Raw genomic sequence first — 20128 nt, 5'->3', positions numbered from 1 at the left:
CGGGTCGGGCGACGAGGTCGCCGGCAGCCCGAGGCCGTCGCTGTCCGTCCACCGGGAACCGTCCGGCGTCGTATCGTCCAGCGGCCCCCGGGCGTCTCGGACTCCGTCGGGCGGTACGCGCCCCAGGAGTCGTTGAGACGGCGCTCGCTCGTCTTCGCCGACACAAATCCGGCCGACTCCGCGAGCATGCACGAATCCGGTCGATTCCGTGCGGGCGCACCGGGCCCACGCGTCGGAGCAGTACTCTGCCGCCGACCTCCACTCCGCGCGGCAGAGGTCAGAGAGGTAGGACACCCCGAACTGCATGGCTGCTCCTCGCTTGTCCCGGGCGGGGCGCCCCCGGACCGCCCCGTCTGTTCCGGTCCTTACGTTTCGTCAGTCTGTGCGAACGGTCGTTCCGCAGGCATCCGTCACACGACCTGCCCCCGACTGGCCCGCCATCCGTAACGTTCGCCCGAAAACCTGCTGTGACCAGCGGCTGAATGCGATCGACGCATGCAACCTGGCGCTATACACACCCGTCATACGCTTGGGGAACTCCCAAGGAGAAAGGACACCGTCGGATGCTGGTCGGGAGAGAGCCGGAGCGGGACGAGCTGGGCAGGCTCCTCGACGACGCACGCAAGGGGAGCAGCAACACGCTGGTGCTGCGCGGGCCCGCCGGGATCGGCAAGAGCGAGCTCCTGGCGGACCTGGTGCAGCGGGCCGAACCGGACGTGCGGGTGCTGCGCGCGGTCGGGGTGGAGGGCGAGGTGGAGCTCCCGTTCGCCGCACTGCACCAACTGCTGCGACCGCTGCTGCGGTATGTGGATCGCCTTCCCGAGCCGCAAGCCGCCGCGCTGCGTGGGGCGTTCGGGATGGCCACCGCCATCGCCGACCCGTTCCTGGTGGCACTGGCCGTGCTGACCCTGCTCTCCGACGCCTCCGAGGACGTGCCGCTGCTGCTGGTCGTCGACGACGCCCACTGGCTGGACTCCGCGACGGCGGACGCGCTGATGTTCGTGGCCCGACGGATGGAACGGGAGAGCGTGGCCCTGGTCTTCGCCGTCCGCGACCACTCCCGGCCCTTCCCCGCACCCGGCCTGCGCCACCTGCGCATCGGTCCGCTGTCGGTATCCGCCGCATCGGACCTGTTGGCCTGCCATCTGCCGCAGTCCACACCGACCGTCCGCGAACGGCTGCTGCGCGAGGCCGGCGGCAACCCCCTGGCCCTGATGGAACTGCCCTCCACGCTGCGCCCCGACCACCTGGACGGCACCGCCCCACTGCCCGAACACCTGCCGCTCAGCGAACGGTTGCACCAGATCTTCCGGCACCGCGCGCTCCGCCTTCCGGCCGACCACCACCGCGTACTGCTGCTCGCCGCGGCGGAGGGCGAGGGCGACCTGGCCACCGTGCTAGGTGCCGCCGGTGACGCCGAGGCGGCCATGGACGTGCTGTCCGCGGCCTCGTCCCAGGGACTGCTCCATCTGGACCAGCAGCACGTCCGCTTCCGGCACCCCCTGGTCCGCTCCGCGCTCTACCAGGGCGCCTCGCTCAACGACCGGCGCGCCGCCCACCTGGCCCTGGCCGAGGCCGTCGGCCGCCAGAACGACCGGTACGTCTGGCACGCGGCGGCCGCCGCGGTCGGCACCGACGACGCCGTGGCCGAGCTGCTGGCCGCACTCGCCGAACGCAGCCGCCGCACCGGTGGGGTGACCACGGCAGCCCAGGCACTGTGCCGCGCCGCCGCGCTGGCCTCGGACTCCCGCCGACGTGCCCGGTGGCTGGTGGACGCGGCCGAGTGCGCATGGACGGCGGCCAAGACCTCCCACGCCGAGGCCCTGCTGGACCGCGCCGAGACGCTGACCGACGACCCGGCGCTGCGGGCCCGCGCCGCCCGGGTGCGCGGTGCCATCACCCACGCCAGCAGCGACCCGGCACTGGCCTGCCGGATGCTGTTGGACGGCGCCCGCCTGGTGGGGGAGACGGACGCCGAACTGGCCGGCGAACTGCTGGTGATGGCCGCCCGCTCGGCCTGGGTGGCCGGCGCACCCGCGCACCTGACGGAGATCGCCGAACTCCTCGCCCGCCTGCCCTCCCGAGCGGCCGCCCAGGGCGACACCGCCACCACCGGCACCGCGGCCGGCTCCGCTCCCGACGCCGACGACCGAGCCGCCGCCATCACCGACCAGTTCTCCCGCCACTTCCACTACCTGGGCAGCCTCGCCCCCGGCACCCACCCGACAGTCCGTCCGACAGCCCACCCGCGCCCCCCCGAGGTCCCTGTCGCCCGCATGGCCTGGCTGTCCCCCGCACATCCCAGGCCGTGGATCTGGCCGCCGGTGTTCCTGCCCTATCTGACCGGGATCACCGAGGAGATGCTGCACGCCCACCAGCGCGCCGTCGACGAGCTGCGCAAGGTCGGCGCAGTCGGCGCGCTCCCGATGTCCCTCGCCCCGCTGGTGGCGCTGCAACTCATCACCGGCCAGTGGCCCGCGGCGGTATCCCATGCCATCGAGGCCCTCGCCCTCGCCGACGACACCGGCCAACTCGGCGCCGCCAGCCACCTACGGGCCATGCTCGCCTGGGCCGCCGCCGCCCAGGGCGAGGGCGACCGCTGCCGCGCCCTGGCCGAGGAGTCCCTGGCGCTGTCGGTGCCGCGCCGCATCACCTCCGCCATCGGCCTGGCCCAGTGGGCGCTGGGGCTGCACGCCCTCGCCGAAGGCCACCCCGACCGCGCCGCCCGGCTACTGGGCGAGGTGACCTCCCCCGGCGGACCGGCCGAGCACTTCATGGTCGGTTGGCTCGTACTCCCGGACCTCGTCGAAGCACTGGTACGCGCCGGCGAACGGACACAGGCCCAGGCAGCCCTGCAACGCTTCGAGCAACAGGCCAACCCCGCCCACCTCCCGCACCTGCGCCCCATGTGGCTCAGGTGCCGCGCCCTCCTCGCGTCCGGCAAGGACGCCGACGACCTGTTCGCCCAAGCCCTGGACGCGACGCACCCCTCGACCTTCGACACCGGCCGCACGCACCTTCTCTACGGTGAGTGGCTGCGCCGCAGCCGCCGTATCAAGCAGGCCCGGGAGCACCTCCACCAGGCCGAGACCTATCTCCGCACGCTCGGCGCCCGTCCCTGGACCGACCTGGCCCGGCACGAACTCCGCGCCGCCGGCGACCGTGCCGCCGACCAACCGGACCCCGCGGCCACCGCCGACACCGCCCGCCTCACCTCACGGGAACTCCAGATAGCCGGCCTGGCCGCCCAGGGCATGAGCAACCGCGACATCGCCGCCCGCCTCTTCCTCAGCCCGCGCACCGTCGGCTACCACCTCTACAAACTCTTCCCCAAGCTCGGCATCTCCTCCCGCACCCAGCTCTACGGCAAGAACCTGGGCTGACCCCCGCACGCCCCGGGGGCTTTGCCCCGCCCACGTCCACCCGCATCCCACCCGCGTCCGCGCGCCAACCGGAGCCGGCGCGGATGGCTCGTGGGTCAGCAGGTCGTCTTGCGCTTGAGCTTGTTCCAGACGGTCTGCAGGGCGGTGATGTCCTCCTCGTCGAGGAGATCGTCGAAGACCTCCGCCAGGGCGGCGCGGCGGGTGGCGTTGGCTTCGGCGAAGGCGGTGCGGCCGGCCGCGGTGAGGGCGATCTGCACGGATCGGGCGTCGTGGGGGGAGGGGGTGCGCTCGACCAGCCCGCGGGCCTGGAGCGAGTCGATGACGCGGGAGACCTGGCTGCGGCTGAGCAGTGCCTTGGCGCCGAGGTCGGAGGCGGCCATCGGTTCGTCCTGGGTGTGGAGCCAGAGCATGACCTCGAACCACGTCAGCGGCAGGTCGTGGGTGCGGGTCAGGGCGGCGTCGGCCTGTGCGGTCAGGGTGGTGCAGGCCCAGATCAGTCCGTAGAAGGCACGGTCTCGGGGAGTGGATTCCTGCGGGTTCGCGTCGATGTCGTCGGTGTCCGGCATGGGAGCCATCCTAGTTCAGTTGCGTGTACGCACACACATATGCAAGATGTGTGTGCACACACGCAATGGCTTCAGAAGCAGAACCGGAAACAGAAGCGGAGCACAGCCATGCCCACCACCCCGATGCCCACCACCCCGAAGACCGTCCTGATCACCGGCACCTCCTCCGGCATCGGCCTGGCCACCGCCCTCGGCACCGCCCGGGCCGGCTGGACCACCATCGCCACCATGCGCGACACCGCCAAGGCCGAGGCCCTGCTCAAGGCCGCCGCAGAGCACGGGGTCGCCGACCGCATCCAGGTCAAGCGCCTGGACGTGGTCGACTCCGAGACCATCACCACCTGCCTGGACGAGGTGATCGCCGAGCACGGCCGCCTGGACGCCCTGGTCAACAACGCCGGCGCCGGCCAGGTCGGCACCGCGGAACTCATCGAGCTCGACGATTTCCGCACCGCCATGGAGGTCAACTTCTTCGGCGTGGTGGCCCTCACCCGCGCCGCCCTGCCGCACCTGCGCGCCACCCAGGGCCGGGTGATCACCGTCACCAGTGTCGGCGGGATCGTCGGACAGCCCTTCAACGAGCCCTACTGCGCGGCCAAGTTCGCCGTCGAGGGCTTCATGGAGTCGCTCGCGCCCGTCGCCGCCGCCGTCGGCGTCGATGTCGCCGTGGTCGAACCCGCCGCCGTGGCCAGCGAGTTCGTCACCAGTATGAGCCTGGACCGCCCCGCCATGATCGACCAGGCGGGTCCCTACGCCCCGGCCCTCCAGGCATACTTCGACCGCATCCAGAACGTCTTCCGCACCGCCCAGTCCCAGGCAGAGGCCGCCGCCCCGATCGTCGAGGCCCTGACCGGCGACCGCCCGGCCTTCCGCATCCAGACCTCCGAACGCGCCCGCGACGTGGTCGGCACCAAGCTTGCCGACCTCGACGGCTCGGCCGTCCAGAACCTCACCCGCCCCTGGCTCACCAGCTGAACGACAACTGCCGTCATGTGCCTGTGCCTGCGGGGAGGGCGAGGAGCGGCACCCCGCCTCCAGGCATCCAGGGGCTCAGGCGCTGAGGCCCAGCGCGGACAGACGGTCGGGGTCGGTGAGGATGTCGAGTCCGGTGATGCGGCCGTCCCGGATGGTGAACGACATGACCGACATCGGCCGTCCCTCGGTGAAGGCGACCACGCCGGGAGTGCCGTTGACCAGCACCGGACGGGCGTCCGCCGCGAAGCGGGCGAAGGTGATCGCCTGCGAAGCCACATCGGCCGCACCACGCCGCAGAACGCTCGGGACGCGCGTACCGCCGTCGGAGCGCGCCACCACCTCCGGGTCGAGAACGGCCAGCAGCGCCTCGAAATCGCCGCCACGGGAGGCGGTCAGAAAGGCGTTCACCACGTCGTGTTTGCGGGCGTTGTCCGTGTCGGCCGCGGGGACGGCGCCCTGGACCCGGCGGCGGGCGCGGCTGGCGAGCTGCCGGGTGGAGACCGTGGTACGGCCGAGGACGGGGGCGATGTCGTCGAAGGGCACGTCGAACATGTCGTGCAGCACGAAGGCCAGTCGCTCGGCAGGGGAGAGGGTTTCCAGCACGACCATCAGCGCGATGCCCATCGCGTCCGCGATCAGGACCTCCTGCTCGGGATCGACGCGGCCGGCCCGGGTGACCACCGGGTCCGGCAGCCGGACCGACCCCTCCTGCTCCGGCAGCGGATCCTCCCGCCGGGAGGTACGCGAGCGCAGCATGTCCAGGCACACCCGGCCGGCGACCGTGGTGAGCCAGGCGCCCAGGTTCTTCACCTCGCTCACGTCGGCGCGGGCGAGCTTGAGCCAGGTCTCCTGGACGGCGTCCTCCGCCTCGGCCAGCGACCCCAGCATCCGGTATGCCACCGCCCGCAGTCCGGGCCGCTCCGCCTCGAAGCGTTCGGCCAGAGAAACGTCGTCGCTCACCTGTCACACCCCCGTGTCGGGATCCGTCGGTCCGGTGACAGACGCTAACCGATCACCAGGAGAGCATCATATGAACACCATCCACACCCTCGTGAACACCACCCACACCCTCGCCGTTGCGATCCGCGCCCGCCACCTCTACCGGCACAGTCAGGAAACGCACCACGCCGACGAACTGAGCGAGGGCTCCCCGCGTCTCCGATCGCCGGCACTGAGGCCGACGGCGGCGTTGGCGACACCGCGCATGGCGTGGCATCGGCAACACCGCCTCATGACGTTGCGTTGGAGTGCGTCTACGGTGCCGTCATGCCGTTGGAGTGCTCCCTGATCAACTCGTAGGAGCGAAGGCGGTCCTGGAGGTCGTAGACGGGAGTGGTGAGCAACAGTTCGTCCGCTCCGGTCTCATCGGCCAGTTGCGCCAGTCGGTTCACGACGGCCTTGGGCGACCCGTGGGCCTGCTGCGCACGGAAACCCGCCAGTGCCTCTCGTTCCGGGGCCGTGAAGGTGTGGTCGGCCGCTTCCTCGGGTGTCGGGAAGGGGATGTCACTGATGCCCTTCAGCAGCCCGGCCTTGACGACGTTCATCGGTCCGGCGCGCCAGGCGGCCTCCTCTTCGGTCTCGGCGCACACCGTCTCCACGCACACCAGCACCCGGGGCCGCTCGCACCAGCGGGACGGGGTGAAGCCGGCCCGGTAGCGTTCCAGCGCTGCCTGGGTGTTCTCCGGCCGGATGTGGTGGGCGAGGGCGATCGGCAGCCCGAGTTCCGCGGCAAGTGCGGCACCCGCGGTGCTGGAGGCCAGCAGCCAGGGCTCCGGAAGCGCGCCGAGTGAGACCTCGTCCACCAGGAAGGCGAGGATCGCGGCCACATCGGCCTGGTACTCCGCATCCGTTGCCGGTCCGGCTCCGCGGCGCAGCGCCCGTGCGATGGACTCGTCGAACGTGCCTGGGCCGCGCCCGATACCTATGTCGACGCGATCCGGGTGCAGGGCGGCCAGCGTTCCGAACTGTTCCGCCAGCATGATGGGTGCGTGGTTGGGTGCCAGTACGCCGCCCGAACCGAGGCGGATCGCCGAGGTGGACGCGGCAGCGTGCGCGATCAACACCACGGGCGGGAACGCGCCGATGGCGGGGGAGTGGTGATGTTCGGCGTACCAGATCCGGTGGTAGCCCAGTCGTTCCAGCTCCTGTGCGAACGCGGCGGTGTCGCGCAGGGTCTCCACTGCCGGGGCACCGGACTGCACCATTGCGACTTCGAGTGCGGAAAGAGGTACATCGATCATGGTGCCAGCCTAGGACGTCATCCCATCGGGCCGGGCAGGTTGTGTGTCATGGCGGGAACCCGTCGACCGACTGGTGCCGGCCGAGCCGTATCGGAACTGCTCCAACGCGCCTGTTCCCACGTCCTGTTACGACTCGGACTGCACGTCACGGCAACATCTTCTGCTCGATGATCTCCGTTGGTAGAGTCCACTCATGCCGCGCCGCCTGGTCGACGTCCCCGGATACCTGCGCTTCTGGACCGCCGGCGCCGTCTCGGCGATCGGTTCTCAGTTCACGACACTCGCCCTGCAGATCCTCACCGCCATCACCTTGAGCGCATCGGCCACCGAGGTCGGCCTGGTCAACGCGGCCCGGTGGTTGCCGTACCTGCTCTTCGGCCTCGTGGCCGGGGTACTGGTGGATCGCTGCCGCCGAAAGCCGCTGCTGGTGGCCACGGACCTGGCACGGGCGGCAGTCCTGGGCGTCATCCCCGTGCTGTATGCCGTCGGTCGGCTCAGCATCGCCGCCCTTTGCGCATGCCTCTTCGTCTTCGGGGTGCTGTGTCTGGTGTTCGAGGCCGCGGACCAGTCCTTCGTGCCGCGGCTGGTGCCCAAGGACCTGCTGGGCCCCGCCTATGCCCGTCTGGAACAGGCAGGCGCGGTGTCCACCTCGGCCGGCCCGCTGCTCGCAAGTGCCCTGATCAAAGTCGTCGGGGCGCCTCTCGCGGTGTTGGTGGACGCGCTCAGCTACCTGGCTTCCGGCCTGCTGCTCATCTCCGTCAAGGCACCTGACCCGGTCCCCGACCGCGCCGAACGACGCAGTCTCGCCGCCGAACTACGCGCCGGAGTGGCCTGGGTCTACCGGCACCGCACGCTGGCCCCCATCGCCTTGACCTCGCATGCGATGTTGCTGTTCAACACCATGATCACCACAGTGTTCGCCGTCTTCGCCCTGCGCGAGCTGAAGGTCGGCAGCCTTGGCCTGGGCGTCTGCTACGCGTGCGGCGGCATCGGCGCAGTGATCGGCGGCGCGCTGTCCACGCGGGTGGCCCGACGGTTCGAGGTCGGAACGACCCTGATCGCATTTCGACTGGTGGCCGCCCTCGGCTGGCTGCCGCTGGTGCTGGCCGTACGCGGCCCATGGGCGCTGCCCGCGAGCGCGCTGGCGTTCTTCACCATCTGGGTGGCCATCGGAATCGAAAGCCCTGTAGAGGTGAGCTACCGGCAAGCGGTGACCCCCGACCGACTGCGCGGGCGCATGAACGCCACCATCCGCTCATGCAACTGGGGCATGGTGGCGGTGGGCGCGCCGATCGGTGGGGCGCTCGCCGACGCCGTCAGCTACCACTTCGCCCTCTGGATCGGGCTCTCCGGAGCGCTCGTGCAGGCCCTCCTCCTCGCCGTCTCCCGCACCCGAGAAGCCCACACCACCGACGAACTCCAACCCGCCGCCGCGACCTGAGGCAGTCAGCGGGTCGCGTTCCATCACGGCGGAACCGATGCCACAAGGCAGTCCACTTCGGTACCGATCGAGTGCCTTGCGTGATCTCGGGCCCCTGCCTGTGGCTGTGGCTGGGCCCCCGCCTCGCCCTGCCGGGTCGAGGCGGGAGGCACCGGCGTCGTTTCACCGCTGTCCCGCGTGGAGCCGTGGCAGGACGGGGCCCGCACCGGTGGCTGCTGCGGGGGGAGTGCCCTCTGCGGTGGTCGAGGGGGGCGGCCGCCGGACCGTGGCGGACTCATCGGTCAACATCAAGGCCATGAGCAGGCCGGCGGAGCGTTCGCTGAGCGCCTGTGCCGCGGGCAGCAGTCGGTGACGCTGCCGGGCGGGCAGGGACAGGGCCACACAGGTGGCGTGTCCGGGGATGCCCAGCGGAAAGGCGGCGCAGACTTCGCGGTCGGAGTATTCCAACAGATCGAACTGGGCGGCGTGGGGCCCGTGGCCGTCGAGCGCTTCGAAGAGCGCGCGGGGGTTGGTGATCGTGCGGCTGGTGAGCTTGATGGGCCGATGACGGGCCAGATGGTTCATGCGGTCGTCGAAGTCGAGTTGGGCCAGCAGGCTCTTGCCGACGGCGCTGGCGTGCGCGGTGTCGCGGAAGGCGACCCACTCGGTGACCGGGGGTGCCTGGGGCCCGTACGCGGTGTGGAGGACGTTGACGTCGCCCTCGGCGTAGTCGCTGACGTAGACGGCGGCGCCGAGGTGGTCCCGCAGTCCTGTGAGGGTCTGTTGAAGCAGTTGCGCGCGCTGCCCGGGGCGGCGGGTCATCTCCATCAAGGGGCCGGGGAGGTGGACTCCGGCGACCGTGGAGATCAGTTGCTGGCCCCGCAACCAGTGCAGCAACCAGGCAACCGGCCCCAGTGCAAGCCCACTTCGGCGCGCCAGATCCCGGGTGGAGATCCCGTCGGCAGCATCGACGAGGTACAGGATGTCCAGCGCTCGGGCGGCTGCCCTCCACTGCTGTGGGGTATCGGTGTACGTCACGGTCCGGCGGGCCATTTCGGTCAGAACTGCCGGCCGCAGCGCGTTCACGGACCACCACGGATCGCACCCGCCGCGCGTTTCCTCCGCATCGCGCGTTTCCTCCGCATCGCGCGTTTCGTCCGCTGCCGTGCTCGGGGCGTGGGGAACGGGCCCGGGCTGGCGCGGGGGCAGCGGAAGCAGCAGCCCCTCGCCGTGATGCGCGGTGTCGGTGGGAGCGGGGGCGGAGGTGGCACTGAAAGGCTGCGGCTGTGACGGTGACGGTGGTTCCGGCTCTGGCGACGAAGGACGGTCGCCCCGCCCCCCGGGGCCGTCCCGGCGACCGTGCCCAGGACTGGGCACGTGGACGCGGCCCAGCCGGGGCGCGGGCACCGGAACGAGCCGACCGGTGGCTGTCGTCACCTGCCCACTCGGCTCCGGGCCATCGGAGGGCGCAGAGCCGCGCCCGGCATCGACGTCGTGCGGAGTGCCAGGAACCGCCGGCTTTCCCATGCCTTCCCGGACTTCGTCGATGAACTGCGGGTCCTCGATTGCCACGGACGGTGTGGAGGTGGCCGCAGCACCGGTCATGGCCTCCAGCAGGGCATGAGCGTCACCGTGCCCGTGCCGTGCGGCTTCGGCCACCAGGAACCGCACGTTCTCCACACTCCCGCGGCCTGCCCGGGCGGCGAGGGCGGCCAGGCGGAACAGCGCTCCGGGGTGACCGGCCTCGGCGGCCGCGCCCAACCACTCGGCCGCCGAGGTCAGCTCGTGACGGGCCAGTGCCTTCGAGCCCAGCCGATAAAGGGAGTTGGCGTGTGCCCGCTCCTCGGGGGTCAGTGCGTAGGCGGCGGCCAGCGGACCGAAGTCTCCACTCGGCCGGTCCCAGAAGTCGGGCGGACCGGCGAGCTGGGCCAGCAATGCCGCGAGCCCGGCCGGGGCCACCGGCTCCGGGCGACCCGCCCCGCCGCGGTGGCCGTCGTACCTGCTCACATCGCTCACCTGTCCCTCACCCCGTGCTGCTTCTGCTTGCGGTGCCCAGACCGAATATGCCCGGCGAGCTTGCCCCTTAGTTGCGAAACGGCCTTGTTCCGCATTCTGTGGAGCTGCTGTGCGGAAATACCGAGCACGAGTGCGATCTCCACATCACTGAGCCCCTGGCTCTGCAGGTCCACCACCTTCTGCTGCAGGCTCTTGGGCATCTCCTCGATCGCCGGCCGGACCAGTTGCTGTAGCACCTGGTCCGTCTCCTGCACCACCCGCCGCTCCGGCACCGAGTCCAGACCGTCACCGGCCAACTGCACCAAGCGCTTTCTCTGCAGCTCCGTACGGAAGCGGTCCAGGGCCAGATTGCGGGCCGCCCGATGCAGATACGCCATCACGTTCGTCTCCGGTGCCAGCCCCCCACCTTCCGCCTTCGACCCCACCCGCAAATACGCCTCCTGCGCGATGTCCTGGCACGCGGCCAACGACAGCGCCCGGAACTCCCGCCGCAGCGCATACGGCTGCCTGGCCATGAAGTCCGGGTAGCACTCCAGCAGCCGCTGAGCCACCTCCCCACCCACAACCGCCACCTCTGCCCGCAGGCCGTCGCCTACCACGGGCCCCACTCCTCACCCGCCATGCCACCGCCCGGGACGACCTCGACGGTCACCACCACCTGCAGTGGCACACATGCCGGCGACAGATCCGCGACATCCACCCGCACCGCCAACTTCCCGCCACCGCACCGGCATTGCTCATGCCACTTCCTATGCCACTCCTGATGGTGACTCATATGCCGTTTCTCTTGCCACTTCTCATGACCCCCTCGTACCTCGGCGGCGCATGACGGACCGGGGCCTCCTCCCTCAGGGACGCGCTCCCAGCGAAGACGCAGCACGACGCCCAGCGCGTGTACCGCGCTCACGACGGCCGGGAGGTATCCGGTCCATTCCAGCGGAGTCATGAGTGGTTCTCCCTCGATCGGGCCAGGACGCGGTGTGCGTCCTCGCTCTCCCGACGAACCCCGGGGCCCACTTCTCCCCCCGACCTCCCGCCAATCAGCCGAACGGGTGATGAGCCCCGGTCCGGATACCCGTCGGGCCGGGGCCCAACTCGGCCCGCCCACACGGCCGGCACTGCCCCAACCGCCCACAGCTCATCCGGTCAACCCGTCATCCGGCGAGGGCGGGGTAGCCGGTGTGGCCGCGGTGGTCACCGCCGCAGAAGGTGGCCTGGTCGGGGTGTTGAACGGGCCGCCGGTGGCGAGGCGGCGCGACAGGTCGGGGCCCTCCTCAGCGGCAGACCGAACTGGTGCGCCTGCTGGACTCCGCGGCCGCCGGCGCCAACTCGATCAGAACTGCCGATACATGACGTGCAGGCCAACGGCTCCGAGTTTTGGATGCACAAAGGCACCGGGAACGGTTCCGCGGACCTCGAAACCAAGGCGTTTGTAGAGTTCGACCGCGACGTGATTCGACTCGACCACAGCGTTGAACTGCATCCCCGCGTAGCCACGTTGCTTTGCCCAGTCCACCGAGAATCGGCACAGGGCCGTGCCCACGCCGTTGCCCCGCGCATCAGCGGCCACCATGAAGCTCGCGGTGGACACGTGCGAACCGGGACCGGGCCGGTTCGTCCCCATCTTGGCGGTGCCCAGAACGCGTTCACCATCAACTGCGACAACGGTCAGGCCGGGCGGTTCCTCGATCCACATACGGCCTTCTTCTTCGCTCATCTCCGGGTCGTAAGGAAACGTCTCCTGCGACCGAACGACATCCCGGATGATTCCCCATACCTGTGACCAGTCAGCCTCTCGGAATTCACGAACCTGCATGGCTGCACGCTACCTGTACCAGTTCCGTCACCCCACCGGTTTATCGGCATCCGGCATGTCCTCAAAGACGTTGCCTCGATTGGCGAGCAGGCGTGGTCAGACCGTGATCCGCAGTACGCGAGGGGAACGGGGCGCCGGTTCGGGGAGTCGAAGGGGAGCGCGGCCCGGTGTGATGCTCCCCAGGAGAGTCGCCTGACGGGCACCCGTACTTGAGGGGATCGTGCCGGGTAGCCCGTGGAATGTGAGAAACCCCAGGACGGCGAAGGCCAGGGCTTCCTTCGCGTCGGAGGGCAGTCCGAAGTCGTCGCTTGAACGCATCCGCACGTCGGGAAGTTCCTCGGAGAGCATCCGCATGAGCGTCGGATTGTGGGCACCGCCTCCGGAGATGACGAGGTCGGTGACGCGGTGATCACGACAGGCGCCGGCCACGGTGACAGCGGTCAGGCGTGTCAGAGTGGCCAGCACATCGTCGGCGCCGAGCCCTGGCGTCGCCTGGAGCGCCTGCTGCAGGTAGGACAGGTGAAAGTGTTCCTTGCCGGTGCTTTTGGGGGCGGGCCTGCGGTAGTACGGGTCGGCCAGGAGACGGTGGAGCAGGTCGGGACTGGTACGGCCGGCGGCGGCTCCGCGGCCGTCCCGGTCGTAGTGCGCTGCCCCGTTGGTGAAGTGGCGGACGGCGGAGTCCAGGAGGGCATTGGCGGGACCGGTGTCGAACGCCAGCGGTTCGGTGTCGGGGGCGACGATGGTGATGTTGGCGATGCCACCGAGGTTGAGGGCCGCCGACCTACCGGGCAGCGCACCCAGCAGCAGGCTGTCGACCATGCTGACCAGCGGGGCGCCCTGTCCACCAGCGGCGACGTCCTTGCTGCGCAGGTCGGAGACGACGGGAAGCCCGGTCCGCTCGGCGATCCAGGCAGGCTGGCCGAGCTGGAGCGTGCCGCGGACACTGCCGTCGTCGACCCAGTGGTAGAAAGTCTGGCCGTGCGAGACCACGAAGTCGGCGGTGTCGGCGCACAATTCGTGCAGTGCTCGTTCGGCAGCGGTGGCGAAGGCACGTCCGATGCCGGTATCCAGAGCGCAGATGGCCTGCACGGTCGTGGCGGCCGGGGGCAGGGCACTGGCGATCAGGCCCCGCAGACCGTCGGGGTAGGGCATGGACAGATGCCCGAGCGGGCGCAGGTGCAGGGAGTCCCCGTCGAGGCCGAGATCCGCGGCCGCGGCCTCGACGGCGTCGTAGGAGGTCCCTGACATCAGCCCGATGACGCGCATGGCGCCGTCGGGTAGGCCGGCTGCGTGGTTGCGTTGGGAGAGAGGCACGGTTCCCTCCTGGGACGGAGGCCGGAGAAGTAGAGGTGCAAACTCTATTTCTTTCCGCTTAGTTGGGGCGTGATAGCCGCACGACTCGGGTGGTCTGCCCGATCGCCCGTTGAACACTGTTCTTGACCGCACGACACATCTTGCTGAGGTCGTCCCGCTTTTCTGCTTTGAGCTTTACCGGCCTATACCTGAGACATGCTTCGCACTGCACTGCACGGGTCTGCACTGGCCTGGTTGATGGCGACGCCCAGTACTTCGGTGCCGTCGTCCAGGCCGTCGTGCGAGGGTTGGACCATTGCGGGCGATGAAGACCGGATGGACGTGCCCTTGCTCTTGAGTAAATCCGAGTCCGGCTTCAGGACCGGTAATCGAGGCGTGAACTCGACGGTCGAGGGCCTTTGCTCTCGCCTTCGTCTTCACCTGCGCCTCCATCGGCAGGGGGTCTACGTGGTGGTCGTTCGCCGGGCGGGCAGCAGTAGTTCGCAGAGGAGGGTCGCGCAGGCTGCAGTGGTCAGGAGGCTGCCGGCGAGGAACGTGCTCCGTACGTCGGCCAGGGTGAGGGTCAGTGCTCCGAGCGCGGCGCCTGCTGCGATACCGGCGTTGTAGGCACCGGAGTTGGCCGCCAGGGCGATGTCCGTGCGACGCGGTGCGCACTCCAGCATGGCGTTCTGGGTGGTCATGAACACCGGCCCGAGTGCGCCGCCCGTCAGAGCCAGGAACGCCACCGCTGCCATCGGTTCGCTGCCTGCCGCATACAGGCCGAACATGCCCGCCGCCTGAGCGGCCACGGCCGCGACCAGTGCGGAGCGTGGGAAGCGGTCCAGCAGCGCGCCGGTGATGCTCACCCCGGCCAGGCAGGCAAAACCGAACACCACGAACAGGGCATTGACGGCGCTCGGAGAGAATCCGCTCACCTCGCCCAGGAACGTCGAGATGTAGGTGTATCCCGCGAACGCCCCGGTGGCCGACAGGGCTCCGCTCACCAGGACTGTTGTGAACCGGCGAGCGTTGGGGCTGGTTCCGTAGGCGGCAGGTTCTTCATCCGGGCGCGAGGTCGGCAGCAGCGCGGCAATCGTCACCCAGGAGATGCACCCCGCCGCCGCGAGCACGGCGATGGGTACCCGCCAGGTGCTCTGCCTGCCGAGCCAGGTCCCGGCAGGCACACCGAGCACGAGGGCCAGTGAGCCGGCGACGGACAGCGCCGCGACCACCCGGCCGCGAACTCTCGGCGTGAACAGGCCCACTGCGACCGGCCCCAGCACGGCCCAGAAGAGCGCCTGGGCGAGGGCGGTCAGCAGCCGCGCGGCAAGGAACAACCAGTAGGAGTTCGCCGACGCCGCCGCCAGACTGGACACGACGAGCGCGGCGAGGAGTCCGGTGAGTACGTGGCGTCGGGGCACAGCCCGCATGACGTGGGCGAGCGGCACGGAGGCGATGGCCACAGTCAGGCCGTAACCGGTGACCAGGAGACCGACCGTGGGGCGGGACACCCGTAGGCTCGGGGAGATGAGTTCGAGGAGGCCGACCGGGAGGTTCTCCGCCGTGTTGAAGGCGAAGGCGGCCAGCATCAGCGCGACGAGTACTGCCGGCCCGTGCCAGGCAGCCGGTGGCTGGGTGAGCGCGCGGTCTGTTCCTGTCCTGGCTCGTTGCGTATGTTCCGTCGCCCCGTCCATGGACGTACCTCATCGGGCGCACCGGCCCTGGCGCAACTCAATTCGTGAGGTCGGGTAGGACGCCTCGATGTTGCGCCGGACCCAGCGCAGGGCTCGGCGCAGACGCCCGCGCCGCCCGGGGACGGCCTGCGGTCCCGGGCGGCGCAGGCCGCTCGCCAGGCTGTTACGGTGCCATCTCGTAGGCTCCGGCCAGCGCCTCCACGCGCTGCCAGACACGGGCGGAGCGGGCCTCGTCGGTGACCGGGCGGCGAACCGCGCCCAGCGCCCAGCGCTGCTGGCCCTCGGTGGCGGAGTCCTTGCCGTGCAGCTCGACGGCGTGCGCGGAGAAGTCACGGACGAGCACGGCGAACAGCTCGTCCAGGACATCGGTTTCCAGACCGGTCAGCTGCGCCTGCTCCAGGATCAGCTGGCCGTGCACGACCAGTGCGAAGAGCTGGCCGACGGCGAGGAGCAGGTCGAGGTCGCGGCTCTGCTCCTCGTCGGGGGCGGCGGTGGTGACGAACTCGCAGAGCGCGTCGGCCTGTTCGCGGAAACGGGCGACGTTGGGCACCTCGGCGTAGCGGTCGTAGGCGGTGCGCCAGTCATGGAAGCGGATCGCGCCCAGGCCGCGGGCGGGCCCCTGCTGGAAGAGGAAGGCGTCGTCGGTCGCGTCGAGGCGGGTGGGCACCGGCGCGTACTCGGCCGGATTGAGCAGGTGGTTGCCCATGAACTTCAGGATCAGGGCGAGGTTGACGTGGACCGTGCCCTCCAGCTTGGGCAGGCCCCGGATCTCGGTGGCCGCCTGGGCGAAGTAGGTGTCCTTCTCGAAGCCCTTGGCGGCGATCACGTCCCACATCAGGTCGATGACCTTCTCGCCCTCGGTGGTCACCTTCATCTTCGTCATGGGGTTGAAGAGGAGGTAGCGACGGTCCTCGGGGCCGGCGGACCGGAAGTAGTCGACCGCGCGGTCGCTGAACAGCTTCATCCCGACGAGGCGTACGTAGGCGTCGGTCAGCTCGCGGCGCACGTGCGGGAAGGCGGTGACCGGCCGGCCGTAGAGGATGCGGTTCTGCGCGTGGGTGACGGCCTCGTACATCGCGTGCTCGCAGATGCCGATGGCGCCGGTGCAGAGGTTGAACTTCCCGACGTTGACGGTGTTGAGGGCGGCGTCGAAGGCGGCGCGGCCGGTGTGCAGGACGTCGTCGGCGCCCACCGGGTAGTCCTCCAGGCGGAACTCGCTGACGTACTTGGAGGAGTCGACGACGTTCTTCACCAGCTGGTACGCCGGATGGCGGCTGTCCGCGGCGAAGAAGACATAGCCGTCCGGGCCCTCGATGTCGGTGCGCCGGCCGAAGACGGAGACGAGCCCGGCGGCGTTTCCGTTGCCGATGTAGTACTTGGCACCGCTGGCGCGGAAACCGCCCTCGCCGTCGGGCTCCAGCAGCATGTCGGTGGAGTAGATGTCGGCGCCGTGCGCCTTCTCCGACAGGCCAAAGGCGAACACCTCGCCCTGGTCGAGGAGTTCGGCCGCGCGGGCCCGGGCGGTGGCGTTGTCGCTCTGCCAGACCGGGCCGAGCCCGAGGATGGTGACCTGCCAGGCATACCAGTAGTCGAGCCCGTAGAAGCCGAAGATCTCGTTGAGGGCGGCGATCCGGGCGGTGTCCCACCGCTTGTCCGACTGCCCGTCGGCGGCCGAAGCCGGGGTCAGGAAGGTCGCGAACAGCTTCTCCTTGGCGGAGAACGCAAGGAACTCCGACAGCCAGGCACGGGAGCGGTAGTCCTCTATGAGCTTGCGCTTGCCGCGCTCCTCGAACCAGTCGACGGTGGCGCGCAGCAGCCGTCGGGTCTCGGCGTCGAAGTGCGCCGGGTCGTAGGTGCGGGGGTTGAAGAGCAGGGAGTCCGCCATGAGGGTCGCCTTTCCGGGCTGAGGGTTTTTCGGTTGTGGGGCTGCGGGCCGTGACGCCCGCGTGAGGTTCAGGACGTGGGACGAAGCCGGTGCAGGGTGTCCAGGACGTCGTCGAGCCAGGCGATCGTCATCCGCTCGTAGGCGATGCCGCCGCGCAGTACGACGTGTTGGAGTTCCTGTCCGGCGTCGAGCGGGGCGTCGGCCTCGGGGCCGGTGAAGTCGCGCCGCTCGCCCGCGAGATAGTGGGCGAGCCGGTCCGCATGTGCCTGACGGTGCCGTTCCACCTCGCGGATCAGGGCGGCCGGGTCGTCGAAGGCCGCGCCCCGGATCTTGACGGCGAGATCGTGCCGAACGCTCTCGGGCTCGACCGGTTCGTTGAGCCACTGGGAGAGGGCGGTCCGGCCGGGAGCCGCGACGGAGTACTCCTTCTTGTCCGGCCGGCCCTGCTGCGGCACGTCCCGGACGTCGATCCAGCCGTCCTGCTCCATCCGCTTGAGCACGCGATAGATCTGCTGGTGGGTGGCGGTCCAGAAGTAGCCGATGGACCGCTCGAAGCGCCGGGACAGCTCATAGCCGGACCCCGGCTTCTCCAACAGGGACACAAGGATCGCGTGCTCAAGCGCCATGCCCCGATCCTGCTATGCAACAAGTTGCATAGACAAGCGCTCCTGCCGGGGTGAGACGCGGGTCACCCCGGCAGGGCCCGGGTGGGGACTGGGACGGGGACTGGGACGGGAGCCGGGACGGGGGAGGGGGACGGGGGTGGCGCCGCCGCGGCATCGTCGGCCACGAAGCGCCCGCGCTCGCTCGGAAGGCAGCCCTGACGCTGCCCGTGTGTGTCGGTATGTGGCTTATCTGCGCATATCTCCGTCTGTCTCTGTGCGCCGACCTGCTACGGCCGATCCGCTACGGCCCAGGCGCGTACTGCGGAATCCTTGCCCGCCAGGCGTCGCGCAAATTACGCATATGTCTGCGACATCGGGGTTCGGGTTGATGGTCGAACCCTGCGCTATCTTGTCTCGTGATTCGCGATTCCAGCCTTCTGGAGGCGGCATGAGCACTGAGCCGTGGACCATCGAGAGCATCGGTGACGCCCTCGGCAACCCCGCCCTCGCCCAGCGCTTCCTCGGCGAGATCAGCCGCACGCCTGCCCACCGACTCCTCGCGGTGTTCGCGAAGTGGGAGCGGATCGCCAAGGACCTCCAGGCCGCCGTCGACCGCGGCCATGTCCTCGCCGAGCACGACGTCCGTGGCGAGCACCTCCCCGGAGCTTGGATCGAGCGGACCGACGCTGTTTCACGGAAGGCGGCGCAGATCCGGGCGCGCGGCGCAGCCTGATCACCTGAATGCACGTCACTTGCCCCGCGGACACGCAGAGTTCGCCATCCGCTACGCTCACGCATGCCGTAGGGGAGACGGAGCTGGTCCTGGAGGGACGCGTGTATCGCCTCAAGTACGACCCGGCTGCCGAAGCAGTTCACGAAGCGCTGCCCGCGGCCGCCAGCGAAGAGCTCACCCTTGCCCTCGCCGATGCCTGTACCGACCCCTTGGGCGGCACGATCTCGTATGGCGAGGAGGACAAGTACGTGCGGATGGTTCTCGGCGAGCAGATCGCCGCGGTCATCCTGGTCGGGAAGACCCTGCAGACCGTAACGGTTCTGCAGGTGACCTATCTCGACTGACCCGAGTGGCGTCCTGGTTCTCCAACTGCCGACGCCGGTCCGCGCGATGCCGGGGACGGCTCCTCCGATTCCCGTCGGCCTCCTGCTCAGTCGGCCAGCAGCCCTGTGGTGTAGCGGTGCAGCCGCCGTGCCTCCGCGAGCGTAAAACCCGGGCCCTGTGCACTGAGGGGCTTGTCCCGTACGAATGCGCTGAGCGGGGCGAGGGGCGGGTCGTCCAGGAGCTTGAGGATCGGGACGATGGCCTCGTGAACCGGCTGGGCGGACCGGCGGATGATGTCGATCTGCGTCATGACGTCCGGCGTGTACTGGCCCGAGAAGCCGGTGTTGACCGTGCCCGGGTTGAACAGCACGTACCGCACCGTTGTCGTTGGCCGGGTGTCCACGAAGGCGACCCCGAGGAGATCGGCGTCGACCTGCGCCCAGGCGGACCGGATGCGTTCGACCACCGCTCTGGTCTCGGACAGCCGGCTCAGGTCGGCGCGTATGAAGTGTGCCCTCGCCGCCGCGCCACGGTGTTGTGCGGCGGCGAGCCACGCTTCGCCCTTCTCCGCGCTGCGCCCGATCACCACCACCTCTTGCCCCCTTTCCAAGTACCTGTCGGCGAGTGCCTTGCCGATGCCGTCCGTGCCGCCGGTGATGACGTAGGTCTTCATCACGCTGCTCTTCTCCGTTTCTTCGACCTCACAGGAACCGGGACGCGATCCTTTCGGGGGTGACGTGCACGGTGACCAGTTCCGGGAGGGCGGCATACGACTCCGGGTGGTGCTCGGCGTAGGTCCTGCCGGTGTATTTGACGGCCAGTTCGTCCATGCGCTCGTGACTGCCCGCGCTCTCGAAGCGGGCGCTGCCGCTGATCACCGTGTACCCGTAGGGCTCGTCGGGTGGGTTGACCGTCACGCTCAGCCGGGGATCCCGTCGCAGATTGCGCACCTTGAGCTTGTCGACGCCGGTCACGAAGAACAGACCGTCGCCGTCTCTCCCTACCCAGACCACTGACTGATGCGGGCTCCCGTCGGGCTGGAGCGTCGCCACCGTGACGAACACCCGGGAATCGAGGGCTTCTTTCAACTTCTCGGACATCCGGACCGGACTCACACACGCCTCCTGGAGCGAGGGGACACGATGCTCAACGCGCCAAGTGAAGCACTAATGCCATGC

17 protein-coding genes are annotated in these 20128 nt (G+C 69.8%); 5 read left to right on the top strand and 12 right to left on the bottom strand.

The annotated features are described in order from the left end of the window. Nucleotides 1–563: 563 nt before the first annotated feature. Complete coding sequence (locus K2224_RS18450; protein ID WP_221907614.1) at nt 564–3383, top strand: LuxR family transcriptional regulator; 2820 nt, start codon at nt 564–566, stop codon at nt 3381–3383. Between the two features lie 95 nt (nt 3384–3478). Here K2224_RS18450 and K2224_RS18445 read toward each other — a convergent pair whose 3' ends face one another. Continuing rightward, entirely contained in the window at nt 3479–3949 is a 471-nt protein-coding gene (locus K2224_RS18445) for a MarR family winged helix-turn-helix transcriptional regulator (RefSeq protein WP_221907613.1), read from the bottom strand. Nucleotides 3950–4057: 108 nt separating this feature from the next. Here K2224_RS18445 and K2224_RS18440 point away from each other — a divergent pair, with 108 nt between their 5' ends. Then, nucleotides 4058–4924, top strand: coding sequence for an SDR family NAD(P)-dependent oxidoreductase (locus K2224_RS18440; protein ID WP_260692773.1), 867 nt, complete (start codon nt 4058–4060; stop codon nt 4922–4924). Between the two features lie 75 nt (nt 4925–4999). On the opposite strand, the gene K2224_RS18435 is transcribed toward K2224_RS18440, so the two are convergent. Next, nucleotides 5000–5884: a sigma-70 family RNA polymerase sigma factor gene (locus K2224_RS18435; RefSeq protein ID WP_221907612.1), complete on the bottom strand. Its 885-nt coding sequence runs from the start codon at nt 5882–5884 to the stop codon at nt 5000–5002. A gap of 293 nt (nt 5885–6177) precedes the next feature. Next, nucleotides 6178–7164, bottom strand: a complete 987-nt coding sequence (locus tag K2224_RS18430; RefSeq protein WP_221907611.1) for an LLM class flavin-dependent oxidoreductase — start codon at nt 7162–7164, stop codon at nt 6178–6180. A gap of 193 nt (nt 7165–7357) precedes the next feature. On the opposite strand from K2224_RS18430, the gene K2224_RS18425 reads away from it, so the two are divergent. Then, nucleotides 7358–8605 carry an MFS transporter gene (locus tag K2224_RS18425; protein ID WP_221907610.1) on the top strand — a complete coding sequence of 416 codons (1248 nt, stop codon included), beginning with the start codon at nt 7358–7360 and terminating at the stop codon, nt 8603–8605. Between the two features lie 162 nt (nt 8606–8767). Here the strand turns inward: K2224_RS18425 and K2224_RS18420 are convergent, their stop codons facing one another. From K2224_RS18420 to K2224_RS18390, 7 genes are all read right to left on the bottom strand, one after another. After that, nucleotides 8768–10591 (bottom strand): IclR family transcriptional regulator C-terminal domain-containing protein, encoded by a 1824-nt coding sequence (locus K2224_RS18420; RefSeq protein ID WP_221907609.1) that lies wholly within the window; start codon nt 10589–10591, stop codon nt 8768–8770. Nucleotides 10592–10596: 5 nt separating this feature from the next. Then, entirely contained in the window at nt 10597–11163 is a 567-nt protein-coding gene (locus K2224_RS18415; protein WP_221907608.1) for an RNA polymerase sigma factor, read from the bottom strand. 770 nt (nt 11164–11933) lie between these two features. Then, nucleotides 11934–12416 carry a GNAT family N-acetyltransferase gene (locus K2224_RS18410; RefSeq protein WP_221907607.1) on the bottom strand — a complete coding sequence of 161 codons (483 nt, stop codon included), beginning with the start codon at nt 12414–12416 and terminating at the stop codon, nt 11934–11936. 96 nt (nt 12417–12512) lie between these two features. After that, on the bottom strand, nt 12513–13682 hold the full coding sequence (locus tag K2224_RS18405) for an anhydro-N-acetylmuramic acid kinase (protein ID WP_221909793.1): 1170 nt from the start codon (nt 13680–13682) through the stop codon (nt 12513–12515). A gap of 491 nt (nt 13683–14173) precedes the next feature. Then, entirely contained in the window at nt 14174–15298 is a 1125-nt protein-coding gene (locus K2224_RS18400; RefSeq protein ID WP_260693481.1) for an MFS transporter, read from the bottom strand. 268 nt (nt 15299–15566) lie between these two features. Then, a complete protein-coding gene (locus K2224_RS18395; protein ID WP_221907605.1) occupies nt 15567–17288 on the bottom strand; it encodes an acyl-CoA dehydrogenase family protein in 1722 nt (573 codons plus the stop codon). 68 nt (nt 17289–17356) lie between these two features. Beyond that, nucleotides 17357–17914 (bottom strand): PadR family transcriptional regulator, encoded by a 558-nt coding sequence (locus K2224_RS18390; RefSeq protein ID WP_221907604.1) that lies wholly within the window; start codon nt 17912–17914, stop codon nt 17357–17359. A gap of 427 nt (nt 17915–18341) precedes the next feature. Between K2224_RS18390 and K2224_RS18385 the strand changes: the two genes are divergently transcribed. Further along, nucleotides 18342–18626 carry a hypothetical protein gene (locus K2224_RS18385; RefSeq protein WP_221907603.1) on the top strand — a complete coding sequence of 95 codons (285 nt, stop codon included), beginning with the start codon at nt 18342–18344 and terminating at the stop codon, nt 18624–18626. 101 nt (nt 18627–18727) lie between these two features. Further along, nucleotides 18728–18970 (top strand): hypothetical protein, encoded by a 243-nt coding sequence (locus tag K2224_RS18380; protein ID WP_221907602.1) that lies wholly within the window; start codon nt 18728–18730, stop codon nt 18968–18970. A gap of 86 nt (nt 18971–19056) precedes the next feature. On the opposite strand, the gene K2224_RS18375 is transcribed toward K2224_RS18380, so the two are convergent. Both K2224_RS18375 and K2224_RS18370 read right to left on the bottom strand, forming a co-directional pair. Then, nucleotides 19057–19623, bottom strand: coding sequence for an SDR family NAD(P)-dependent oxidoreductase (locus K2224_RS18375; protein WP_221907601.1), 567 nt, complete (start codon nt 19621–19623; stop codon nt 19057–19059). 28 nt (nt 19624–19651) lie between these two features. Further along, a complete protein-coding gene (locus K2224_RS18370; RefSeq protein WP_398193568.1) occupies nt 19652–20065 on the bottom strand; it encodes a PPOX class F420-dependent oxidoreductase in 414 nt (137 codons plus the stop codon). Between the last annotated feature and the right edge of the window lie 63 nt (nt 20066–20128).

The sequence above is a fragment of the Streptomyces sp. BHT-5-2 genome (assembly GCF_019774615.1).
Lineage (GTDB): Bacteria > Actinomycetota > Actinomycetes > Streptomycetales > Streptomycetaceae > Streptomyces.
The sequence above is the reverse complement of the archived record's forward strand: the minus strand, read 5'-3'. Positions and strand labels throughout refer to the sequence as shown.